This is a genomic window from Ruegeria sp. HKCCD6428 (genome assembly GCF_013110595.1).
In the GTDB taxonomy this organism is placed as follows: Bacteria; Pseudomonadota; Alphaproteobacteria; order Rhodobacterales; family Rhodobacteraceae; genus Ruegeria.
The window spans coordinates 222,247-239,612 of the sequence record NZ_WVQX01000005.1 but is presented as its reverse complement, the minus strand read 5'-3'; the positions used below and the strand labels follow the sequence as shown (position 1 = coordinate 239,612).

The window sequence follows — 17,366 nt, the reverse complement described above, 5'->3', positions numbered from 1 at the left end:
GATTGGCCATCGGTGCCCTGACCCCACCGCAAGACGAAATGCCCCAACGCGAGGCGTTTTTAGAGTTTCCCGACAACCGATTGTTGATTGACCTGTGCGGCGAATACGACCGCAATCTGACCGACATCGAAAGCAAGCTTTCCGTCCAGATCGTACGCCGCGGCAATCAGCTTGTCGTGATGGGCGATGAAGACGCCCAGAAGCAGGCTATTGAGGTGCTTCAATCGCTTTACACGCGATTGGAAGGCGGGCGCGAGGTCGAGGCCGCGGACGTGGACCGAGAACTGCGGATGGGTAGTTCGGAACAGGGGACCGGCAGCCGCGACGGCGATCAGTTGGAAATGTTCAAGGGCGGTTCAGTCGAGATCAAAACCCGCAAGAAACTGGTGGAACCGCGCACGGACGCCCAGAAAGCTTATGTGCAGTCACTGTTTCAAAATGAGCTTGCATTTGGCATTGGGCCTGCTGGCACGGGGAAAACCTATCTGGCTGTCGCGGTGGGCGTGTCGATGTTCATTGGCGGGCATGTGGATCGAATCATCCTCAGCCGTCCGGCGGTCGAGGCGGGTGAAAAACTGGGCTATCTGCCCGGTGACATGAAGGACAAGGTCGATCCCTACATGCAGCCGCTGTACGACGCGCTGAACGATTTTCTGCCCGGCAAGCAGCTGGCCAAGCTGATCGAGGAAAAGCGAATCGAAATAGCGCCGCTGGCGTTCATGCGTGGACGCACGTTGGCCAATGCTTTTGTGGTGCTGGACGAGGCACAGAACGCCACGACCATGCAGATGAAGATGTTCCTGACTCGTCTGGGCGAAGGCAGCCGTATGGTAATCACCGGCGACAGGTCTCAGGTGGATTTGCCACGCGGCGTTCAGTCGGGTTTGCAGGATGCCGAAAGACTGTTGAAAACGATCCCCAACATCAGTTTCAACTATTTCACGTCCAAGGACGTGGTTCGCCACCCGCTTGTGGCCGCGATCATCGAAGCGTATGAGGCGGATGCGGGCCGCGAAACCAGTTGATTGCAAGGCTCATTCACAGGGCTGTTGTGCGATAAGATGAATCTGGAACTCACTGTCGAAGACGACCGGTGGCAAGGGCTTGAAGCTTTGTCGCGGCAAGCGATATCCGCCGTCCTGTCCCATGCGGAACTGGACCCTGAGCTTTGCGAGATCAGCGTTCTGGGATGCGATGATGCGCGCATTTCGGAGCTGAACGCCGAGTTTCGCGGCAAACCAGCCGCCACCAATGTTCTGAGCTGGCCGGCAGAAGACTTGGCCCCGGACGAATCCGGGCAAGCGCCGCATCCGCCAAAGCCGGATTTCACCGGTGAAATTCCTTTGGGCGATATTGCGATCTCCTTCGACACCTGCGCGCGTGAGGCGGATGAGGCGGGCAAGGACATTGATGATCACGTCATCCATTTGCTTGTTCACGGAACGTTGCATTTGCTGGGATATGATCACATTCGTGACCCCGATGCCGCTTTGATGGAAGGGATTGAGGTCGAGATACTTGGCAAATTGGGTATCGATGACCCATATAAGGTATAAGGTGGGTCATGTGACCCGATCAGTTGGAACAAGGTAATGGGCGAAACAGACGGCAGTTCTAGGGCGGCGCAAAGCGCGCAACCTCAGGACAGCGGCAATGATACAGAAGAGAAAAGCGGGTTTATTTCCCGCATTTTCGACGCGTTTTCGGGTCATGAGACTCAGCAAAACCCGGGGATGAATGGGCAGAGCGCAGCGGCCGCTCGGCCTCACGGGATGATGAACCTGCGCCGGATGCGCGTCGAAGACGTGGCCATTCCAACGGCCGAGATCATCGCGGTTCCTTCTACCATCACCAAGGATGAACTGGCTGACGTGTTCCGGGACAGTGGGTTGTCCAGAATCCCGGTCTATGAAGGAACGCTGGATACGCCGTTGGGCTTCGTTCACCTCAAGGATTTCGCACTGACCCATGGTTTCAATGGCGGTGCCGACAAGTTTGACCTGAAATCCATGTTGCGCACGCTTTTGTTCGTGCCGCCTTCAATGCCGATCGGAGTCCTGCTGACCAAGATGCAGACCGAACGTCGCCATATGGCGTTGGTTATTGATGAGTATGGTGGCGTCGACGGGCTGCTGACGATCGAAGACTTGATCGAACAGGTCGTGGGTGAGATCGCGGATGAACACGATGCAGACGAAGATCAGCTTTGGGTGCAGGAAAAGCCGGGCTGTTACGTTGTGCAGGCACGTGTGCCGCTTGAGGACTTCGAGGCCGAGATCGGCAGATCCTTGACCAGCCACGAGGATGTGGATGAAGAAGACATCGACACGCTGGGGGGGCTAGTGTTCATGCTGTCCGGGCGTGTTCCGGCACGGGGTGAGGTCGTGATTCATCCGGAAGGGCCGGAATTCGAAGTGATCGAAGCCGACCCGCGACGCATCAAACGGTTGCGCGTCATGCTGCCGGACGTCGCTGCATGACGCCTGTCCGGGGCTGGCCGTTATCGTCGAGACTGTTTGCCGCCGCCGCACTGGGCGCCTTCGGCGCTTTTGGCCAGGCACCGCATGGGTATTGGGGCGCTACGGTTGTTGCACTGGTTTTGATCGTTCCGGTGTTCCTCGCCAGTGAAACCCGTGCTCGCGCGGGGTGGATCGGCTGGTTCTTCGCCACCGGCTATTTTGCCCATGCGCTCAGCTGGATCATCGAGCCCTTTCAGGTGGATGCAGAGCGCCACGCCTGGATGGCGCCGTTTGCGCTGGTGTTTATGGCCGGCGGGCTCGCCCTTTTCTGGGCGGTTGCGTTTCGACTGGCGCGGCATGTTGGCGCGATCGCCATGCAGCAAAGCGTTTTGCTGATCGCAACGCTGTCGCTGGCTGAACTGGCACGGGGATACGTGCTGACCGGGTTCCCCTGGGGCGGAGTGGCGCAAATCTGGGTGAATACGCCCGTGGCGCAAGTGCTGTCTCTGGTAGGGCCGTATGGCCTGAATGCGCTGACATTTGCCGTGGCGTTTCCGATAGGGGCGGCACTGATTCAGGAAAGACGCTTGCGGGCACTGCTCCGTCCACTGGGATTTACATCTGCGGCGGCGGCGCTGGCAGTTGGCTATGCGTCGATGCGGCCAATAGTGCAGGAAGGCCCGCACACAGTTCGTGTTGTTCAGCCCAACGCGCCGCAGCACCAAAAGTGGGACCCGGCATATGCGCCCTTGTTCTTTGCCCGTCAGATTGAATATTCCGCCGCTTTGCCCAGACCGGACCTGATCGTCTGGCCCGAGACCGCAGTTCCAGCCTGGCTGGGCAGCGCGCAATCGTATTTGACGGCCATTGCGGATGCCGCTCAGGGGACGCCCGTGGTTTTGGGGATCCAGCGCGGAGACGGCCCGAGGATTTTCAACTCGATGGTCTATCTGGATGAAGCCGGGCAGCAGGGCGGTCTGTATGACAAACACCATCTGGCCCCGTTTGGAGAATATGTGCCTTTTGGCGAGTTGATGGGCCGTTTTGGGATTTATGGGATGGCGGCCACAACGGGGCATGGATTCAGCGCAGGGCCGGGGCCCGAGCTCTTAGGCCTTGGCAAATTGGGAAAGGCGCTGCCTCTGATCTGTTACGAAGCCGTGTTCCCTCAGGATGTGAACGGGGCGGCGGGTCGGGCGGACTTTCTGTTGCAGATCACCAATGACGCGTGGTTCGGAACGCGTTCGGGACCGTTTCAGCATCTGGCACAGGCCCGGATGAGGGCAATTGAACAGGGTTTGCCGATGATCCGTTCGGCCAATACCGGCATATCGGCCATGATTGACCCATTGGGTCAGGTCACGGCCTCATTGGCGCTGGGCAAGGCGGGATATGTGGATGCGATCCTGCCGCAGCCACATCAGCCAACAGTTTATTCCCGCATCGGGGACAGCCCTGTTCTTGGACTGCTATTGTTTCTTGCTGCATTGGCGTGGTTCAACATCCGTCGCCTGACCAAATAATTTAAGATTGACCCCATCTTTAAGCGAGCGTATGCGTCTGTGACCTGTCACAACGGCTTCCTGGCGTGGCGGAGAAACCCCTAATGGAGCGCATTTATGTCCCGACAGAACTATACATTTACTTCGGAATCCGTTTCCGAAGGGCATCCCGACAAGGTCTGTGACCGCATCTCGGATGCTGTCCTTGATGCATTTCTCAATGAAGAACCAGAAGCCCGTGTGGCCTGCGAAACCTTCGCCACGACCAACCGGGTTGTGATCGGTGGCGAAGTAGGTCTGTCTGATCAAGACAAGCTGCACGATTACATGGGACGCATCGAACAGATCGCCCGCGACTGTGTCAAAGACATCGGTTACGAGCAGGACAAGTTTCACCACGAAACCGTCGAAGTAACCAATCTGCTGCACGAACAATCCGCCCATATCGCTCAGGGCGTTGATGCTGCGGATGACAAGGACGAGGGTGCCGGCGACCAGGGCATCATGTTCGGTTATGCCACGACTGAAACTCCGGCGCTGATGCCCGCACCGATCCAGTATTCGCACGCTATCCTGCGGCGACTGGCGGAAGTACGCAAGAATGGTACCGAACCTGCTTTGGGCCCCGACGCAAAGTCGCAGCTGTCAGTCGTTTATCGCGACGGCAAGCCGGTCGGCGTCAGCTCGATCGTTCTGTCTACGCAGCATCTGGATGAAGCGTTGTCTTCGGATGATATCCGCGCCATCGTCGAGCCTTATATCCGCGAAACCCTGCCTGACGGCTGGCTGTCGGCCGAAACCGAATGGCACGTCAACCCGACCGGCAAATTCGTTATCGGCGGACCGGATGGTGACGCGGGCCTGACCGGGCGCAAGATCATCGTGGATACCTATGGCGGTGCGGCCCCTCATGGCGGCGGCGCGTTCTCGGGCAAAGACCCGACCAAGGTTGACCGCTCGGCAGCATACGCAGCACGCTATCTGGCCAAAAACGTCGTGGCGGCCGGCATGGCCGAACGCTGCACGATTCAGCTGAGCTATGCGATTGGCGTGTCCAAGCCGCTGTCGATCTATGCCGACACGCACGGAACCGGCCAATTGGCGGATGCGGTTATCGAAAAAGCTGTGGGTGAGGTCATGGATCTGACACCGCGCGGCATTCGCCAGCATCTGCAACTGAACAAGCCAATCTATCAGCGCACTGCTGCTTACGGCCACTTTGGTCGTCAGCCGAGCGATGATGGGGGGTTCAGCTGGGAGCGCACCGATCTGGTCGATGCGTTGAAGTCCGCAGTTTGATCTGAACAACACAAAGCGCGCCTTTCAGGGCGCGCTTTTTCCTCGTGTGTACCGCGCGCCCTTGCAACGTTCTCTGGCGCGCAGTATGGCGACCGCCATGAGCACCGAGACCCCACAACGCCCGCGCAGAAACTTCTATGGCCGCTTCAAGGGCAAGACCCTGAAGCCCAGCCAAAAGACCTATCTGAACGAAGATCTGGCGGCTTTGTCGCCCGGTGCGGTGGATTGGGATACAAACCCCGAACGCAGGCCGTTGGACCTGAACAAGTTGTTCGGCGGCAAGCCGGTCTGGCTGGAAGTCGGCTTTGGCGGCGGCGAGCATCTGGTTCATCAGGCGCAAAGCAACCCCGACATCGGCATCATCGGGGCCGAGCCCTATATCAACGGCGTTGCCATGCTGCTGGGCAAAATTCGGCAGGCGGAGGTTGATAACCTTGCCGTGCATCCCGGCGATGCCCGAGACCTGTTCGACGTTCTGCCAGAGGCCAGTATATCGCGCGCCTTCCTTCTGTATCCTGACCCGTGGCCCAAAACCCGGCATCATCGTCGCCGTTTCGTGACACCGGAACATCTTGAACCCTTGGCAAAGGTCTTGAAGCCCGGATCGATCTTCCGGGTCGCCACGGACATCCCCGACTATGTGCGGCAGACTCTCGAGGAAGTCCCCCGCGCCGGATTCGAGTGGCTGGCCGAGCGCCCCGCAGATTGGCGCGAGCCGTGGGACGACTGGATTTCCACACGCTACGAGCAGAAAGCCTTGCGTGAAGGTCGCACGCCCCATTACCTGACCTTCCGCCGCAAAGACTGATTGCCGCTGGACCAACCGGTGCCAATTCGCTAATCGGCTTGAGCACTGATAGCGCAAAAGGAGCCCCCATGTCCGGACACGGAACGCCCATCCCGATGACTTCGCATCCCTGCGGCCCGCTGACCGGCACGGCAGAGGTGCCGGGCGACAAGTCGATTTCGCACCGGTCGTTGATCCTTGGCGCGATGGCTGTGGGCGAGACCAGGATCTCGGGGTTGCTCGAAGGTGAGGACGTCTTGGACACCGCAAAGGCAATGCGGGCCTTCGGGGCCGAAGTCACAGATCATGGCGGCGGCGAATGGATGGTGCATGGCGTGGGCGTCGGCGGGTTTGCCGAACCGGATCAGGTGATTGACTGCGGCAATTCCGGCACCGGAGTCCGGCTGATCATGGGTGCCATGGCGACCTCGCCGATTACGGCAACCTTTACTGGTGATGCCAGCCTGAACAAGCGCCCCATGGCGCGGGTAACGGATCCGCTTGCGCTGTTTGGGGCGCAGGCCGTAGGCCGCTCGGGGGGGCGTTTGCCCATGACGATCGTCGGTGCGTCGGACCCGACTCCGGTCCGGTACGAAGTTCCGGTGCCCTCGGCCCAGGTGAAATCCGCCGTTCTGCTGGCGGGGCTGAATGCCCCCGGTAAAACCGTGGTTATCGAGAAAGAGGCGACCCGCGATCATTCCGAGCGGATGTTGTCCGGTTTCGGTGCCGAAATTACCGTGGAAGACACTGTTGAAGGCCGGGTCATCACTTTGACGGGGCGCCCGGAATTGAAGCCGCAAGTCATCGCCGTTCCACGCGACCCGTCCAGCGCGGCCTTCCCGGTTTGCGCGGCGCTGATCACGCCCGGTTCGGACGTTCTGGTGCCGGGTATCGGCCTGAACCCCACGCGCGCGGGCCTGTTCACGACGCTGCGCGAGATGGGCGCCGACCTGACCTATGAAAACGAGCGCGAAGAGGGCGGCGAGCCGGTTGCCGATCTGCGCGCGAAATACTCGCCAGACATGAAGGGTATTGACGTACCGCCTGAACGCGCGGCCTCGATGATCGACGAATACCCCGTTTTGTCCGTGGTTGCCGCAAACGCCACGGGCACCACGATGATGGGCGGGGTGAAGGAACTCCGGGTGAAGGAAAGCGACCGCATCGATGCCATGGCGCGCGGTCTGCGCGCAAACGGCGTCACGGTCAACGAGGGTGACGACTGGTGGTCGGTCGAAGGGTTGGGTATCGGCAAGGTTCCGGGCGGCGGGACGTGCGAAAGCTTCCTGGATCACCGCATTGCCATGTCCTTCATGGTGATGGGCATGGGCGCGCAGAACCCGGTAAGCGTGGATGATGGTGGTCCGATCGCGACATCCTTCCCGATTTTTGAACCGTTGATGGCGTTGCTTGGTGCAAAGGTAGAGCGCAGGTGAGCTTCACTGTCGCCATTGACGGACCTGCGGCTGCGGGCAAGGGCACGATCTCCAAGGCCGTTGCGGCGCATTTCGGGTTCGCGCATCTGGACACCGGCTTGCTGTATCGCGCCGTTGGGCGGCGCACTCTTGAAGGGTTTGGCGCGCTTGAAGCAGCGCAGGCCCTGACCGCCGAAGAGCTTGAGCAGGGTGATCTGCGCACGGCTGAAATCGCGCAGGCCGCATCCAAAGTGGCGGTGATTCCCGAGGTTCGCGCCGCCTTGGTGGATTTTCAGCGCGCCTTTGCCCGAAGGTCGGGCGGAGCCGTTTTGGATGGGCGCGACATCGGGACGGTGATTTGTCCCAATGCCGAGGTGAAGCTGTTTGTAACAGCCAGCCCAGAGGTGCGAGCCGAACGCCGGTTTCTGGAGCTTAGTACAAAAGGTGCTGACGTGACGCGCGAACAGGTTCTGGCAGATGTCAAAGAGCGGGATGCCCGCGACGCAGAGCGCAGCGCTGCGCCGATGAAGCCAGCTGAGGATGCAGTGCAACTGGACACGACAGACCTCAGTATCGAGGCTGCATTGGCCAAAGCGCTTGAAATCATAAGCGCAAAACTGCCCGCGACGCGCTGACGTCGCAGGCAGGGGCGACATTTACAGCTCGCCTACGGCGATGCTCTTGATGTTTGCCCACTGTTCGTCCGCCGTTTTTGCGGTGGCGGGAACGTCCTTCAGGAAGGCCGCGCGGGTTTCGGCGTTCAGGAACAGGTACAGTTTTCCATCTGCGACCAGGTACTGATCCGGGTCTCCGTCGAACTTCTTGCCGACCGATACGCCGAATGAACAGAACCCACCATGCTGCGGCAGGTAGGCCTCCGGGTTCGCTTCGAACGCCTCGAGGTTGGCGGCTGTGGTGAAGTAATAGGATGCGCCATCATAGGTCGCCGAGTGGGTGGCGAAGCCTTCGACCGGATTACCATCATTGACCAAAGCAACCAGATCGACCCCATGTGCGGCAAGCGGGGCACCTGCGGCCGAGATGCCGTTCGACACGTTGATTTCGTCCGCGGCAAATGCCGGAGTGGACAGGGCGATGGCGGCTGCCAGGGCGGTGAAGACGATAGTTTTCATTACACGTTTCCTCTTGGTTCTGGGTTCGGGTCGATCGGATCGTCGACCGGTGAAACATAGTTAGGGGATGAAAGCTGGACGTGTAATCGCAGATAGGCCATCAGATATTGCAGATCGTACAAGTATCTGAATGTCCAGAGGGTGCGTTCACCAAGCTTTGTTTGGTCAGTGTGGTTTTGCGTACCTATGCTGAAAGAATGCCCGCAGGAGTGCCATCATGATCCGATTAGCCCTCATCCTTGTTTTCATTGCCCGAAGCCTTGCCGCGCAAGAGCCCGTGCAAAGCCCACCCGAAGCCGAGCCGCCGATGACGTATGAACGGCTGGGCAACATTCTTTTCGCGCTTGACCCCGAAGCAGAGCCGAGCGGCCCCGGGTTTCAATTGACGATTGCAGGGGTGGAGGTCTTGGTCATCACCGACACCAATGCGGATCGGATGCGGGCCATGGTCCCGATCCGCAGCGCCGAGGCGCTGTCGGAGGAAGACTTGATCCGAATGATGCAGGCCAATTTCGACAGCACGTTGGATGCCCGCTATGCGATTGCCAATGGCACCTTGTGGGCTGCGTTTATCCACCCATTGTCCCTTTTGGAAAAAGACCAGCTGATCTCGGGGCTGGCCCAGACTGTGAACATCGCCAGGACATATGGCACCCTGTATTCCGGCGGCGCGGCAGAGTTCGGAGGCGGCGACAGCACCGATCTGCAACGTGAGTTGATTGAGGAACTGCTGAAGAAAGGCGAAGAGATCTGACTGCATCGTGAATATGGGACTGGCGTGACGCCAGCTGATAGGCCGACGTTGCGCGGACGGGCCTTCAGGCCGGTGCGTCATAGACCCTAGATGGATTCAGGAAAGCTGTTATAGTTTCTTCCCAGCGAAAAGGGAAAGCTGCGACACAACCCGCAAAAAAACAGGGGCGCAGCAAAAAATTCCCAAGCCAACAGGGACAAAACTACATGAACAATCGTTTGAACAAAATCACCATCGTGGGTGGCGGTACGGCTGGATGGATGACCGCGCTGATCCTGGACATGGTGTTTTCCCGCACGTCGGCGCCCAAGGGTCGACCGCAAATCTGCCTGATCGAAAGCCCGAACATCTCGACCGTGGGGGTGGGTGAGGCCACGGTTCCGCGGATGCCTGTCACGCTGCGTCAGGCGGGTATTTCAGAGCGGAGTTTCTTCCGCGAGACCAACGCGTCCTTCAAGCTGGGTGTGAAGTTCTGCAATTGGAACAATGACGCCAAGGGCAATCGCATCGACTACATGAACCCCTTTGCGCACGGCCAGATGCTTGAGGGGCTGGAGGCCGCCGAGTATTTCCTGCGCTTCGGCAATGGCGACAGGGATTTCACGCAGTCCATATCGCCGCATGATGATCTGGCCCGTTTGTGTAAGGGCGCGCGTCAGTTGGGGCAGCCGGAATTCGAACAACGGTTTGGTTATGCCTATCATCTGGATGCCGTAAAGTTTGCAGGCATGCTGACCAGGGTCTGCACGAAGCGCGGAGTGGAGCATATCCGGGATGAGGTGCAAACGGTCGAGTTGGATGAACAGGGCAATGTCAGTCATCTCATGCTCGAAGCAAAAGGCCGCCATGACATTGAGATGGTCGTGGATTGCACCGGGTTCCGTGGGCTGATCATCAACAAGGCACTTGGCGAGCCATTTTTGGATTACTCTGACTACCTGCCCAATGATCGGGCCATGGCGTTGCAGATCGAGCATCCGGATCCTGACAAGATCGAAAGCGCCACCAGATCCACTGCCTTGGGCGCAGGTTGGACGTGGCGCGTGCCGCTTTTTAACCGTGTGGGCACAGGATATGTCTATTCGTCGGCACACCGCACGGATGATCAGGCAGCGGACGAATACCTTGAGTGGCTGGGTGACAGCGGCAAAGGTTTGACACCGCGCGTGATCCCGATGCGCGTCGGTCGCGTGCGCAATGCCTGGGTCAAGAATTGCGTGGCCATAGGCCTGTCCGGCGGGTTCATTGAACCGCTGGAAAGCACGGCGATCCATATGATTGACCATGCGATACGCTGGTTCGCCGAGCATTTGCCCACGCGAGACATCGAGCCTTCGCTGAGGGACAGATACAATCGACAGATGGACAAGCTTTATAACGAGGTACTGGAATTCATCTGTTTGCACTATCGGTTGGGCAACCGTACCGATGACCAATACTGGATCGATGCGCGCACCGAGATGAAGATACCGGATCGGTTGGCCGAAAATCTTGACTTGTGGCAGTATCGCCTGCCGATGGATCACGATATCGAGTTCGCCACTTTGTTTGACAGCCGCGTTTATCAGACCGTTCTTTTGGGCAAACAGGTTTATGATACGGGCTATGGTTCAGGCATCCGTGATCGTCTTCGACCGTTGAAGAAACCGATTTGGTTCCAGGGTATGAAGAACGCGAAAATGGATCTGGCGAAGATCGTTAAATCCATGCCGGATCACAAAACACTGTTGCGCGATATCCGGGGGGAACTTGATCAACCTGCCTTTGGAATGGCGGCGGCAATGAAGCCTACAGTGGCGATGCCGGGCACGGCGCCAGCCCCTGTTGTCATCGAGAACATGCCGAACTTTGCTGAAATCCAAAGCGGCAAAAAGGATCTGCAACTGTTCTGACTGCTTCCTGCCCGTCGCGCAGGGAATGTTTGCAGGAAAGGCGGGGTGCAAACTCCCCGTCTTTTTTACTTCCGTGTGCTTTGTTGATATGTAATGTAATTACATACACATTGCGAAAGGCGACCGTATTGCAACAACTCAAGAAACAAGGGCAAACAAGGGGTCGGAACTTGCGGAGTACCCTCAAACGTCGGAGACGACAGGCGGCGCCTATGCAGGTCTACGACTCTCTGCCGTCAGGGCTGCGCCTGTGGTTGGCCTCGGCAAGCTTGCCGTGGAGCCCCGTTTCTGCGCAAAAAATCTGGAACCGGGCCGGAGGTGCGCGCAACCCATCCGCAGCGTTGATGCGACTGGACGCAATTGAACAGGCCATGCTGCGGCGCGATGCCGGGGTTTGGACCTTCAAAACCGGCAACGCGCCTGGGTACAGAGCCGCCAAACCTTGAAAATATGGGCTTTGCCCTTGCACATACCGGGGAATCCGCCTATACGCGCGCTGTCGATACAAGGGCGGTCAACATCCGGATGACGTTTCTGAGCAGGGCCGAGTTACCTCGGCCCTTTGTGTTTGTTTGTTCAGGGGCGCACCGGATCACGCCTGAAGACATCATGAAACAAGACCGGCGGAGACAACCGCTCGGCCAGCAAAAACGTATTGTAAAGGAAAACAACGCCACATGGCTAACGCATCCATGGAGGAATTCGAAGCCCTCCTGAATGAAAGCTTCGAAATGGACACACCCGAAGAGGGGTCTGTTGTCAAAGGCAAGGTTCTGGCGATCGAAGCCGGCCAAGCCATCATCGACGTAGGCTACAAAATGGAAGGCCGCGTTGATCTGAAAGAATTCGCAAATCCCGGCGAAGCCCCTGAAATCGCTGTAGGCGACGAGGTCGAAGTTTACCTGCGTGCCGCAGAAAACGCCCGTGGCGAAGCCGTCATCTCGCGCGAGATGGCCCGCCGTGAAGAGGCATGGGACCGTCTGGAAAAAGCATATGCCGACGACCAGCGCGTCGAAGGTGCAATCTTTGGTCGCGTCAAAGGTGGTTTCACCGTCGATCTGGGTGGCGCAGTTGCGTTCCTGCCCGGCTCGCAGGTTGACGTTCGCCCCGTGCGCGACGCTGGCCCGCTGATGGGTCTGAAGCAGCCGTTCCAGATTCTGAAAATGGACCGCCGCCGTGGCAACATCGTTGTTTCGCGTCGCGCTATCCTGGAAGAATCGCGTGCCGAACAGCGTGCCGAAGTTATCGGCAACCTGTCCGAAGGTCAGACCGTCGAGGGTGTCGTCAAGAACATCACCGAATACGGCGCATTTGTTGACCTGGGCGGCGTTGACGGCCTGCTGCACGTCACCGACATGGCATGGCGCCGTGTGAACCACCCGTCCGAGATCCTGACGATCGGCGAAACCATCAAGGTTCAGGTCATCAAGATCAACAAAGAGACCCACCGCATCAGCCTGGGCATGAAGCAGCTGCAGGAAGATCCGTGGGATCTGGTTGCTGCCAAGTACCCGCTGGGCTCGGTCCATCAGGGTCGCGTTACCAACATCACCGACTACGGCGCGTTCGTCGAGCTGGAAGCCGGTGTCGAAGGTCTGGTGCACGTGTCCGAGATGTCCTGGACCAAGAAAAACGTCCACCCCGGCAAGATCGTTTCGACCAGCCAGGAAGTCGACGTCATGGTTCTGGAAATCGACGGCGCCAAGCGTCGCGTGTCTCTGGGCCTGAAGCAGACTCAGCGCAACCCGTGGGAAGTGTTTGCAGAAACACACCCCGAGGGCACCGAGGTCGAAGGCGAAGTCAAGAACATCACCGAATTCGGTCTGTTCATTGGCCTCGAAGGCGACATCGACGGCATGGTTCACCTGTCCGACCTGTCCTGGGACGAGCGTGGCGAGGATGCGATCCAGAATTACCGCAAGGGCGATGTCGTTCAGGCGGTTGTCTCGGAAGTTGACGTCGAAAAAGAGCGTATCTCGCTGTCGATCAAAGCCCTGGGCGGTGACAAGTTCGCCGAAGCCGTGGGCGGCGTGAAGCGTGGCTCGGTGATCACTGTCGAAGTCACCGCGATCGAAGATGGCGGCATCGAGGTCGAATACGAAGGCATGAAGTCGTTCATCCGTCGTTCGGATCTGTCGCGTGACCGTGCCGAACAGCGCCCCGAGCGTTTCTCGGTCGGTGACAAGGTCGACGTCCGCGTCACCAACGTCGACAGCAAGACCCGTCGTCTGGGCCTGTCGATCAAGGCGCGCGAGATCGCCGAAGAGAAAGAGGCCGTGGAACAGTACGGTTCTTCCGATTCGGGCGCATCGCTGGGCGATATCCTGGGTGCAGCCTTGAAATCCGGCGACTGAGCCAAGGCAGTATCCCAAGCATGAATTTCGGCCCCGCACGACAGTGCGGGGCCGTTTTTGTTGCGAATCAATATGTTCCGAACCGCAGGGTTAATAAGGGGATTGATCGCGCATTAAGTGTGGAAATTGGCCTGACAGATAAAATTTCGCGCGAGAATGTGGCAAAATAAAGCCTCAAAACTCAGAGTATCCGTTCCCCCCTTCCGGGTTTTTTCCTATACTGTCAAAACAGTAGACCTGTCACACCGGCTGCCTGGGAGGGTATCACGCATGATCCGTTCAGAATTGATTCAGAAAATCGCTGACGAAAACCCGCATCTCTATCAGCGTGATGTCGAGCGGATCGTGAACACCGTATTCGAAGAAGTCACAGACGCCATGGCGCGCGGTGACCGTGTCGAACTGCGGGGCTTTGGTGCCTTTTCCGTGAAGAAACGCGACGCACGTGTTGGGCGCAACCCGCGCACGGGCGAGACAGTGCAGGTCGAAGAAAAATGTGTACCGTTTTTCAAAACTGGCAAGTTGCTCAGGGATCGATTGAACGGTAAAGCCTGACACCATGATGCGTTACCTTCGATATGCTTTTCTGGCGGCTCTCGGGATCATCCTGATTTCCGTGTCTCTTGCCAATGTTCAGTCCGTTGAACTGAAACTGATGCCGGATGCTCTGGCCGAGCTTCTGGGTTTTAACCTCAGCGCGTCACTGCCGCTGTTTCTGGTGGTTTTAGGGGGTGTTGCAGCAGGATTGGTTATTGGTTTCCTGTGGGAATGGCTGCGGGAACACAAGCACCGCCGCGACGCGACAGTGAAGAAAACCGAAGTGCGCAAGCTTGAGCGCGAAGTCAAGAAACTCAAGAAAAAGCAAAACGAAGGCAAGGACGACGTGCTTGCCATTCTGGATGAGGCGAGCTGAGCCTGACCGATATGCCTGATGTTCGGTTCAAAATCTGCGGTCTGACCGCACCGGATCAAGTGCGCGCTGCGGCAGACGCCGGGGCAGGCTATGTTGGGTTCGTTTTCTTTCCGAAATCGCCACGCAATCTGGATGTTTCGCGGGCCGCAGAACTGGCGCATCTGGTCCCAGTTTGCGTTGCCAAGGTGGCTTTGGTGGTGAATGCCACTGACGAAGAATTGGACGGCATCGTTTCGACTGTACCGCTTGATATGCTTCAACTGCATGGCAAGGAATTGCCCGAACGGGTTTCCGAAATTCGCGAGCGATTTGGTTTGCCGGTGATGAAAGCCATAGGAGTGGCCGAGGCCGAGGATCTGGCGGCCATCGATCTTTACTCGGAGGTGGCCGATCAACTGCTGATCGATGCGAAACCGCCCAGAGAGGCTGAGTTGCCGGGCGGCAACGGGTTGGCCTTTGACTGGCGGCTGTTGGCCGGACGGAAATACTGGCGGCGACCCTGGATGCTGGCCGGAGGCCTGACACCCCTGAACGTTGCCGAAGCTGTCCGGATGACAGGTGCCCGGCAGGTAGATGTGTCATCCGGTGTCGAAAGCGCGCCTGGTGTGAAAGATGCGGCCCTGATCCGCGACTTTGCATCGGCTCTCAGGTGATCTGAAAAAGATCTTGTTGCGTATCCCTCGAAACAGAGGGGTTGAGCATGCTCGCAGCAATCGGGGGCGTTTCCTTGAAACATTGGTACCATGCGCCGGAGTTTTTCTGGCGCGCGGGACAGGCCTGTCGGCAGGCGCAAGGCGACCCATTGTGCCTGCACGCTGACTTGTTCAGGCAGGATGGCATCTATTTTTCATTCAGTGTCTGGCAAGACATCGAAGCAATGCTGACATTTTCTCAATCCGGCCCCCACAGGCGTGCCGTGTTGGCGGCCGATCGTTTGGCGGATGTGAACAGGTTTCATCATTTTCCGTGCATTGGTGTGCCCTCGCCGGAACAGGCGATTCAGGTCTGGCGTCAAAACACGCAGGTTGTGGAATGATGCGTTTTGCCCATGGCAAATCCCGCTGCCACCACCTATGAACAACAGATACGACGAGGGAGACACCCATGGCCAACGATCTTTTCAATTCCTTCATGTCCGGCCCTGACGAACAGGGACGTTTCGGCATCTTCGGCGGGCGTTTTGTCAGTGAAACTCTGATGCCGCTGATCCTGTCGCTGGAAGAGGAATACAACAAGGCCAAAGATGATCCGACGTTCTGGGCCGAAATGGATGACCTGTGGGCAAACTATGTGGGTCGTCCTTCGCCGCTGTATTTTGCGGAACGCCTGACCGAGCATCTGGGGGGTGCCAAGATCTATCTGAAGCGTGACGAGCTGAACCACACCGGCGCGCACAAGATCAACAACGTGCTGGGTCAGATCATTCTGGCGCGGCGTATGGGCAAGACCCGGATCATTGCTGAAACCGGGGCAGGGCAGCACGGCGTGGCCACCGCCACCGTATGTGCCAAGTTTGGCTTGAAATGCATTGTCTATATGGGGGCGCACGACGTGCAGCGTCAGGCCCCGAACGTATTCCGCATGCGTCTTCTTGGGGCCGAGGTGATCCCTGTGACCTCGGGTCGTGGGACGCTCAAGGATGCGATGAATGACGCGCTGCGTGACTGGGTGACTAATGTGCGCGACACGTTCTACTGCATCGGCACCGTGGCTGGACCGCACCCCTATCCGGCAATGGTCCGCGATTTCCAGTCGATCATCGGCAAGGAAGCGAAAGAGCAGATGATGAAGGCTGAAGGCCGTTTGCCTGATACGATCATCGCGGCAATCGGCGGCGGTTCGAACGCGATGGGTCTGTTCTATCCCTTCCTCGACGACAAGGACGTCAACATCATAGGCGTCGAGGCGGGCGGAAAAGGTGTGAACGAGAAAATGGAGCATTGCGCCTCGCTGACCGGCGGTCGGCCGGGCGTGTTGCACGGCAACCGGACCTATCTGTTGCAGGATGACGATGGCCAGATTCTTGAAGGCTATTCGATCTCGGCCGGGCTGGACTATCCGGGCATCGGGCCCGAGCATTCCTGGCTGCACGAAATTGGACGCGCGAATTACGTCTCGATCACCGACAAGGAAGCGCTCGAGGCGTTCCAGCTGTGCTGCGCAACCGAGGGGATCATCCCGGCGCTGGAACCAAGCCACGCTTTGGCCCATGTGATGAAGATCGCACCGGAATTGCCCAAGGATCACCTGATCTGCATGAACATGTGCGGTCGTGGAGACAAGGACGTTCAGACCGTGGCCAAATATCTGAACTTCGATATGTCAGACACCGAAGGCCGTACGGCGGACTGAGTGTGAACCGGGGCGGCATGTCCCGGTTGCTCTGTCTTGGGGTCGATGGCTCAAGCAGACCTGAAAGCAATAATTCCAAGGCAGGAAAGGCGGGATAGTCAAACATGTGACATGTCCGCCGAAATCAGGTTGCCCTGCAAAAAGGACCGCCGCCAATGCGCATATAAGGACAACACAGAAGCCCGAGGAATCGCCGGCTGCTGTGAAACCTCGATCATTGTGCCTGCATTTGTTTCCCAACAACTGCCAGTTGCGACCCCTGCCCGAGATTGTTGCGAATATCCCGTCAAAGCCGAGGGTCTGTATCCGGCATATCTTGAGCATATGACTTGCAAAGTCTCGGCTTGTTGTGACCTTTCGCCTAAAAGACACCCTGAAAACACCGAGGTCCGAAGTGTTTTCCGGGGATTTTTCGCCTTTGCCTTGCGGTTTGTGCATGGCCATGTGGCCCGCACGCCAAAGTTGAGTTGCTTCCAATTCTATACAGTGTCTCCAAATTGAATTAA

General features: G+C 58.1%; 18 protein-coding genes and 1 riboswitch. Of the genes, 17 read left to right on the top strand and 1 reads right to left on the bottom strand.

Features of this window, described 5'->3' with window-relative positions:
- Nucleotides 1-2: 2 nt before the first annotated feature.
- The 8 genes from GS620_RS13715 to cmk all read left to right on the top strand — a co-directional run bounded on the left by GS620_RS13715 (nucleotide 3) and on the right by cmk (nucleotide 8,097).
- Nucleotides 3-1,025, top strand: a complete 1,023-nt coding sequence (locus tag GS620_RS13715) for a PhoH family protein (protein ID WP_171232631.1) — start codon at nucleotides 3-5, stop codon at nucleotides 1,023-1,025.
- 36 nt (nucleotides 1,026-1,061) lie between these two features.
- On the top strand, nucleotides 1,062-1,556 hold the full coding sequence (gene ybeY / locus GS620_RS13710) for an rRNA maturation RNase YbeY (RefSeq protein WP_171117393.1): 495 nt from the start codon (nucleotides 1,062-1,064) through the stop codon (nucleotides 1,554-1,556).
- A gap of 36 nt (nucleotides 1,557-1,592) precedes the next feature.
- Entirely contained in the window at nucleotides 1,593-2,480 is an 888-nt protein-coding gene (locus tag GS620_RS13705; RefSeq protein ID WP_152457166.1) for a hemolysin family protein, read from the top strand.
- Entirely contained in the window at nucleotides 2,477-3,982 is a 1,506-nt protein-coding gene (gene lnt / locus GS620_RS13700) for an apolipoprotein N-acyltransferase (RefSeq protein WP_171616362.1), read from the top strand. The genes GS620_RS13705 and lnt overlap by 4 nt, the downstream gene beginning before the upstream one ends.
- Nucleotides 3,983-4,023: 41 nt before the next feature.
- Nucleotides 4,024-4,073: riboswitch (SAM-SAH riboswitch) on the top strand.
- Between the two features lie 5 nt (nucleotides 4,074-4,078).
- A complete protein-coding gene (gene metK, locus GS620_RS13695; RefSeq protein ID WP_171229546.1) occupies nucleotides 4,079-5,260 on the top strand; it encodes a methionine adenosyltransferase in 1,182 nt (393 codons plus the stop codon).
- Nucleotides 5,261-5,357: 97 nt separating this feature from the next.
- Nucleotides 5,358-6,068 carry a tRNA (guanosine(46)-N7)-methyltransferase TrmB gene (trmB, locus tag GS620_RS13690; protein WP_171616360.1) on the top strand — a complete coding sequence of 237 codons (711 nt, stop codon included), beginning with the start codon at nucleotides 5,358-5,360 and terminating at the stop codon, nucleotides 6,066-6,068.
- 68 nt (nucleotides 6,069-6,136) lie between these two features.
- On the top strand, nucleotides 6,137-7,483 hold the full coding sequence (aroA, locus tag GS620_RS13685) for a 3-phosphoshikimate 1-carboxyvinyltransferase (protein WP_171616358.1): 1,347 nt from the start codon (nucleotides 6,137-6,139) through the stop codon (nucleotides 7,481-7,483).
- Nucleotides 7,480-8,097 (top strand): (d)CMP kinase, encoded by a 618-nt coding sequence (gene cmk, locus GS620_RS13680; protein WP_152457171.1) that lies wholly within the window; start codon nucleotides 7,480-7,482, stop codon nucleotides 8,095-8,097. The genes aroA and cmk overlap by 4 nt, the downstream gene beginning before the upstream one ends.
- Before the next feature lie 21 nt (nucleotides 8,098-8,118).
- Here the strand turns inward: cmk and GS620_RS13675 are convergent, their stop codons facing one another.
- Nucleotides 8,119-8,595 (bottom strand): YHS domain-containing (seleno)protein, encoded by a 477-nt coding sequence (locus GS620_RS13675; RefSeq protein ID WP_152457172.1) that lies wholly within the window; start codon nucleotides 8,593-8,595, stop codon nucleotides 8,119-8,121.
- A 217-nt stretch (nucleotides 8,596-8,812) separates the two neighbouring features.
- Here GS620_RS13675 and GS620_RS13670 point away from each other — a divergent pair, with 217 nt between their 5' ends.
- From GS620_RS13670 to trpB, 9 genes are all read left to right on the top strand, one after another.
- Nucleotides 8,813-9,349 carry a hypothetical protein gene (locus GS620_RS13670; RefSeq protein WP_171330066.1) on the top strand — a complete coding sequence of 179 codons (537 nt, stop codon included), beginning with the start codon at nucleotides 8,813-8,815 and terminating at the stop codon, nucleotides 9,347-9,349.
- Nucleotides 9,350-9,555: 206 nt separating this feature from the next.
- Nucleotides 9,556-11,241, top strand: coding sequence for a tryptophan halogenase family protein (locus tag GS620_RS13665; RefSeq protein WP_171616356.1), 1,686 nt, complete (start codon nucleotides 9,556-9,558; stop codon nucleotides 11,239-11,241).
- A 29-nt stretch (nucleotides 11,242-11,270) separates the two neighbouring features.
- Nucleotides 11,271-11,687 (top strand): DUF6525 family protein, encoded by a 417-nt coding sequence (locus GS620_RS13660; RefSeq protein ID WP_371809807.1) that lies wholly within the window; start codon nucleotides 11,271-11,273, stop codon nucleotides 11,685-11,687.
- 231 nt (nucleotides 11,688-11,918) lie between these two features.
- Complete coding sequence (gene rpsA / locus GS620_RS13655; protein WP_068337749.1) at nucleotides 11,919-13,595, top strand: 30S ribosomal protein S1; 1,677 nt, start codon at nucleotides 11,919-11,921, stop codon at nucleotides 13,593-13,595.
- Between the two features lie 270 nt (nucleotides 13,596-13,865).
- Nucleotides 13,866-14,150: an integration host factor subunit beta gene (gene ihfB / locus GS620_RS13650; protein ID WP_050603110.1), complete on the top strand. Its 285-nt coding sequence runs from the start codon at nucleotides 13,866-13,868 to the stop codon at nucleotides 14,148-14,150.
- A 7-nt stretch (nucleotides 14,151-14,157) separates the two neighbouring features.
- Nucleotides 14,158-14,508 carry a lipopolysaccharide assembly protein LapA domain-containing protein gene (locus GS620_RS13645; protein ID WP_171117412.1) on the top strand — a complete coding sequence of 117 codons (351 nt, stop codon included), beginning with the start codon at nucleotides 14,158-14,160 and terminating at the stop codon, nucleotides 14,506-14,508.
- 11 nt (nucleotides 14,509-14,519) lie between these two features.
- The gene (locus tag GS620_RS13640; protein ID WP_171616354.1) at nucleotides 14,520-15,161 is read left to right on the top strand and encodes a phosphoribosylanthranilate isomerase; all 642 of its coding nucleotides are present in this window, start codon (nucleotides 14,520-14,522) and stop codon (nucleotides 15,159-15,161) included.
- 47 nt (nucleotides 15,162-15,208) lie between these two features.
- Entirely contained in the window at nucleotides 15,209-15,544 is a 336-nt protein-coding gene (locus GS620_RS13635) for a hypothetical protein (RefSeq protein WP_152457178.1), read from the top strand.
- 68 nt (nucleotides 15,545-15,612) lie between these two features.
- Complete coding sequence (gene trpB / locus GS620_RS13630) at nucleotides 15,613-16,860, top strand: tryptophan synthase subunit beta (protein WP_171170912.1); 1,248 nt, start codon at nucleotides 15,613-15,615, stop codon at nucleotides 16,858-16,860.
- Nucleotides 16,861-17,366 lie beyond the last annotated feature (506 nt).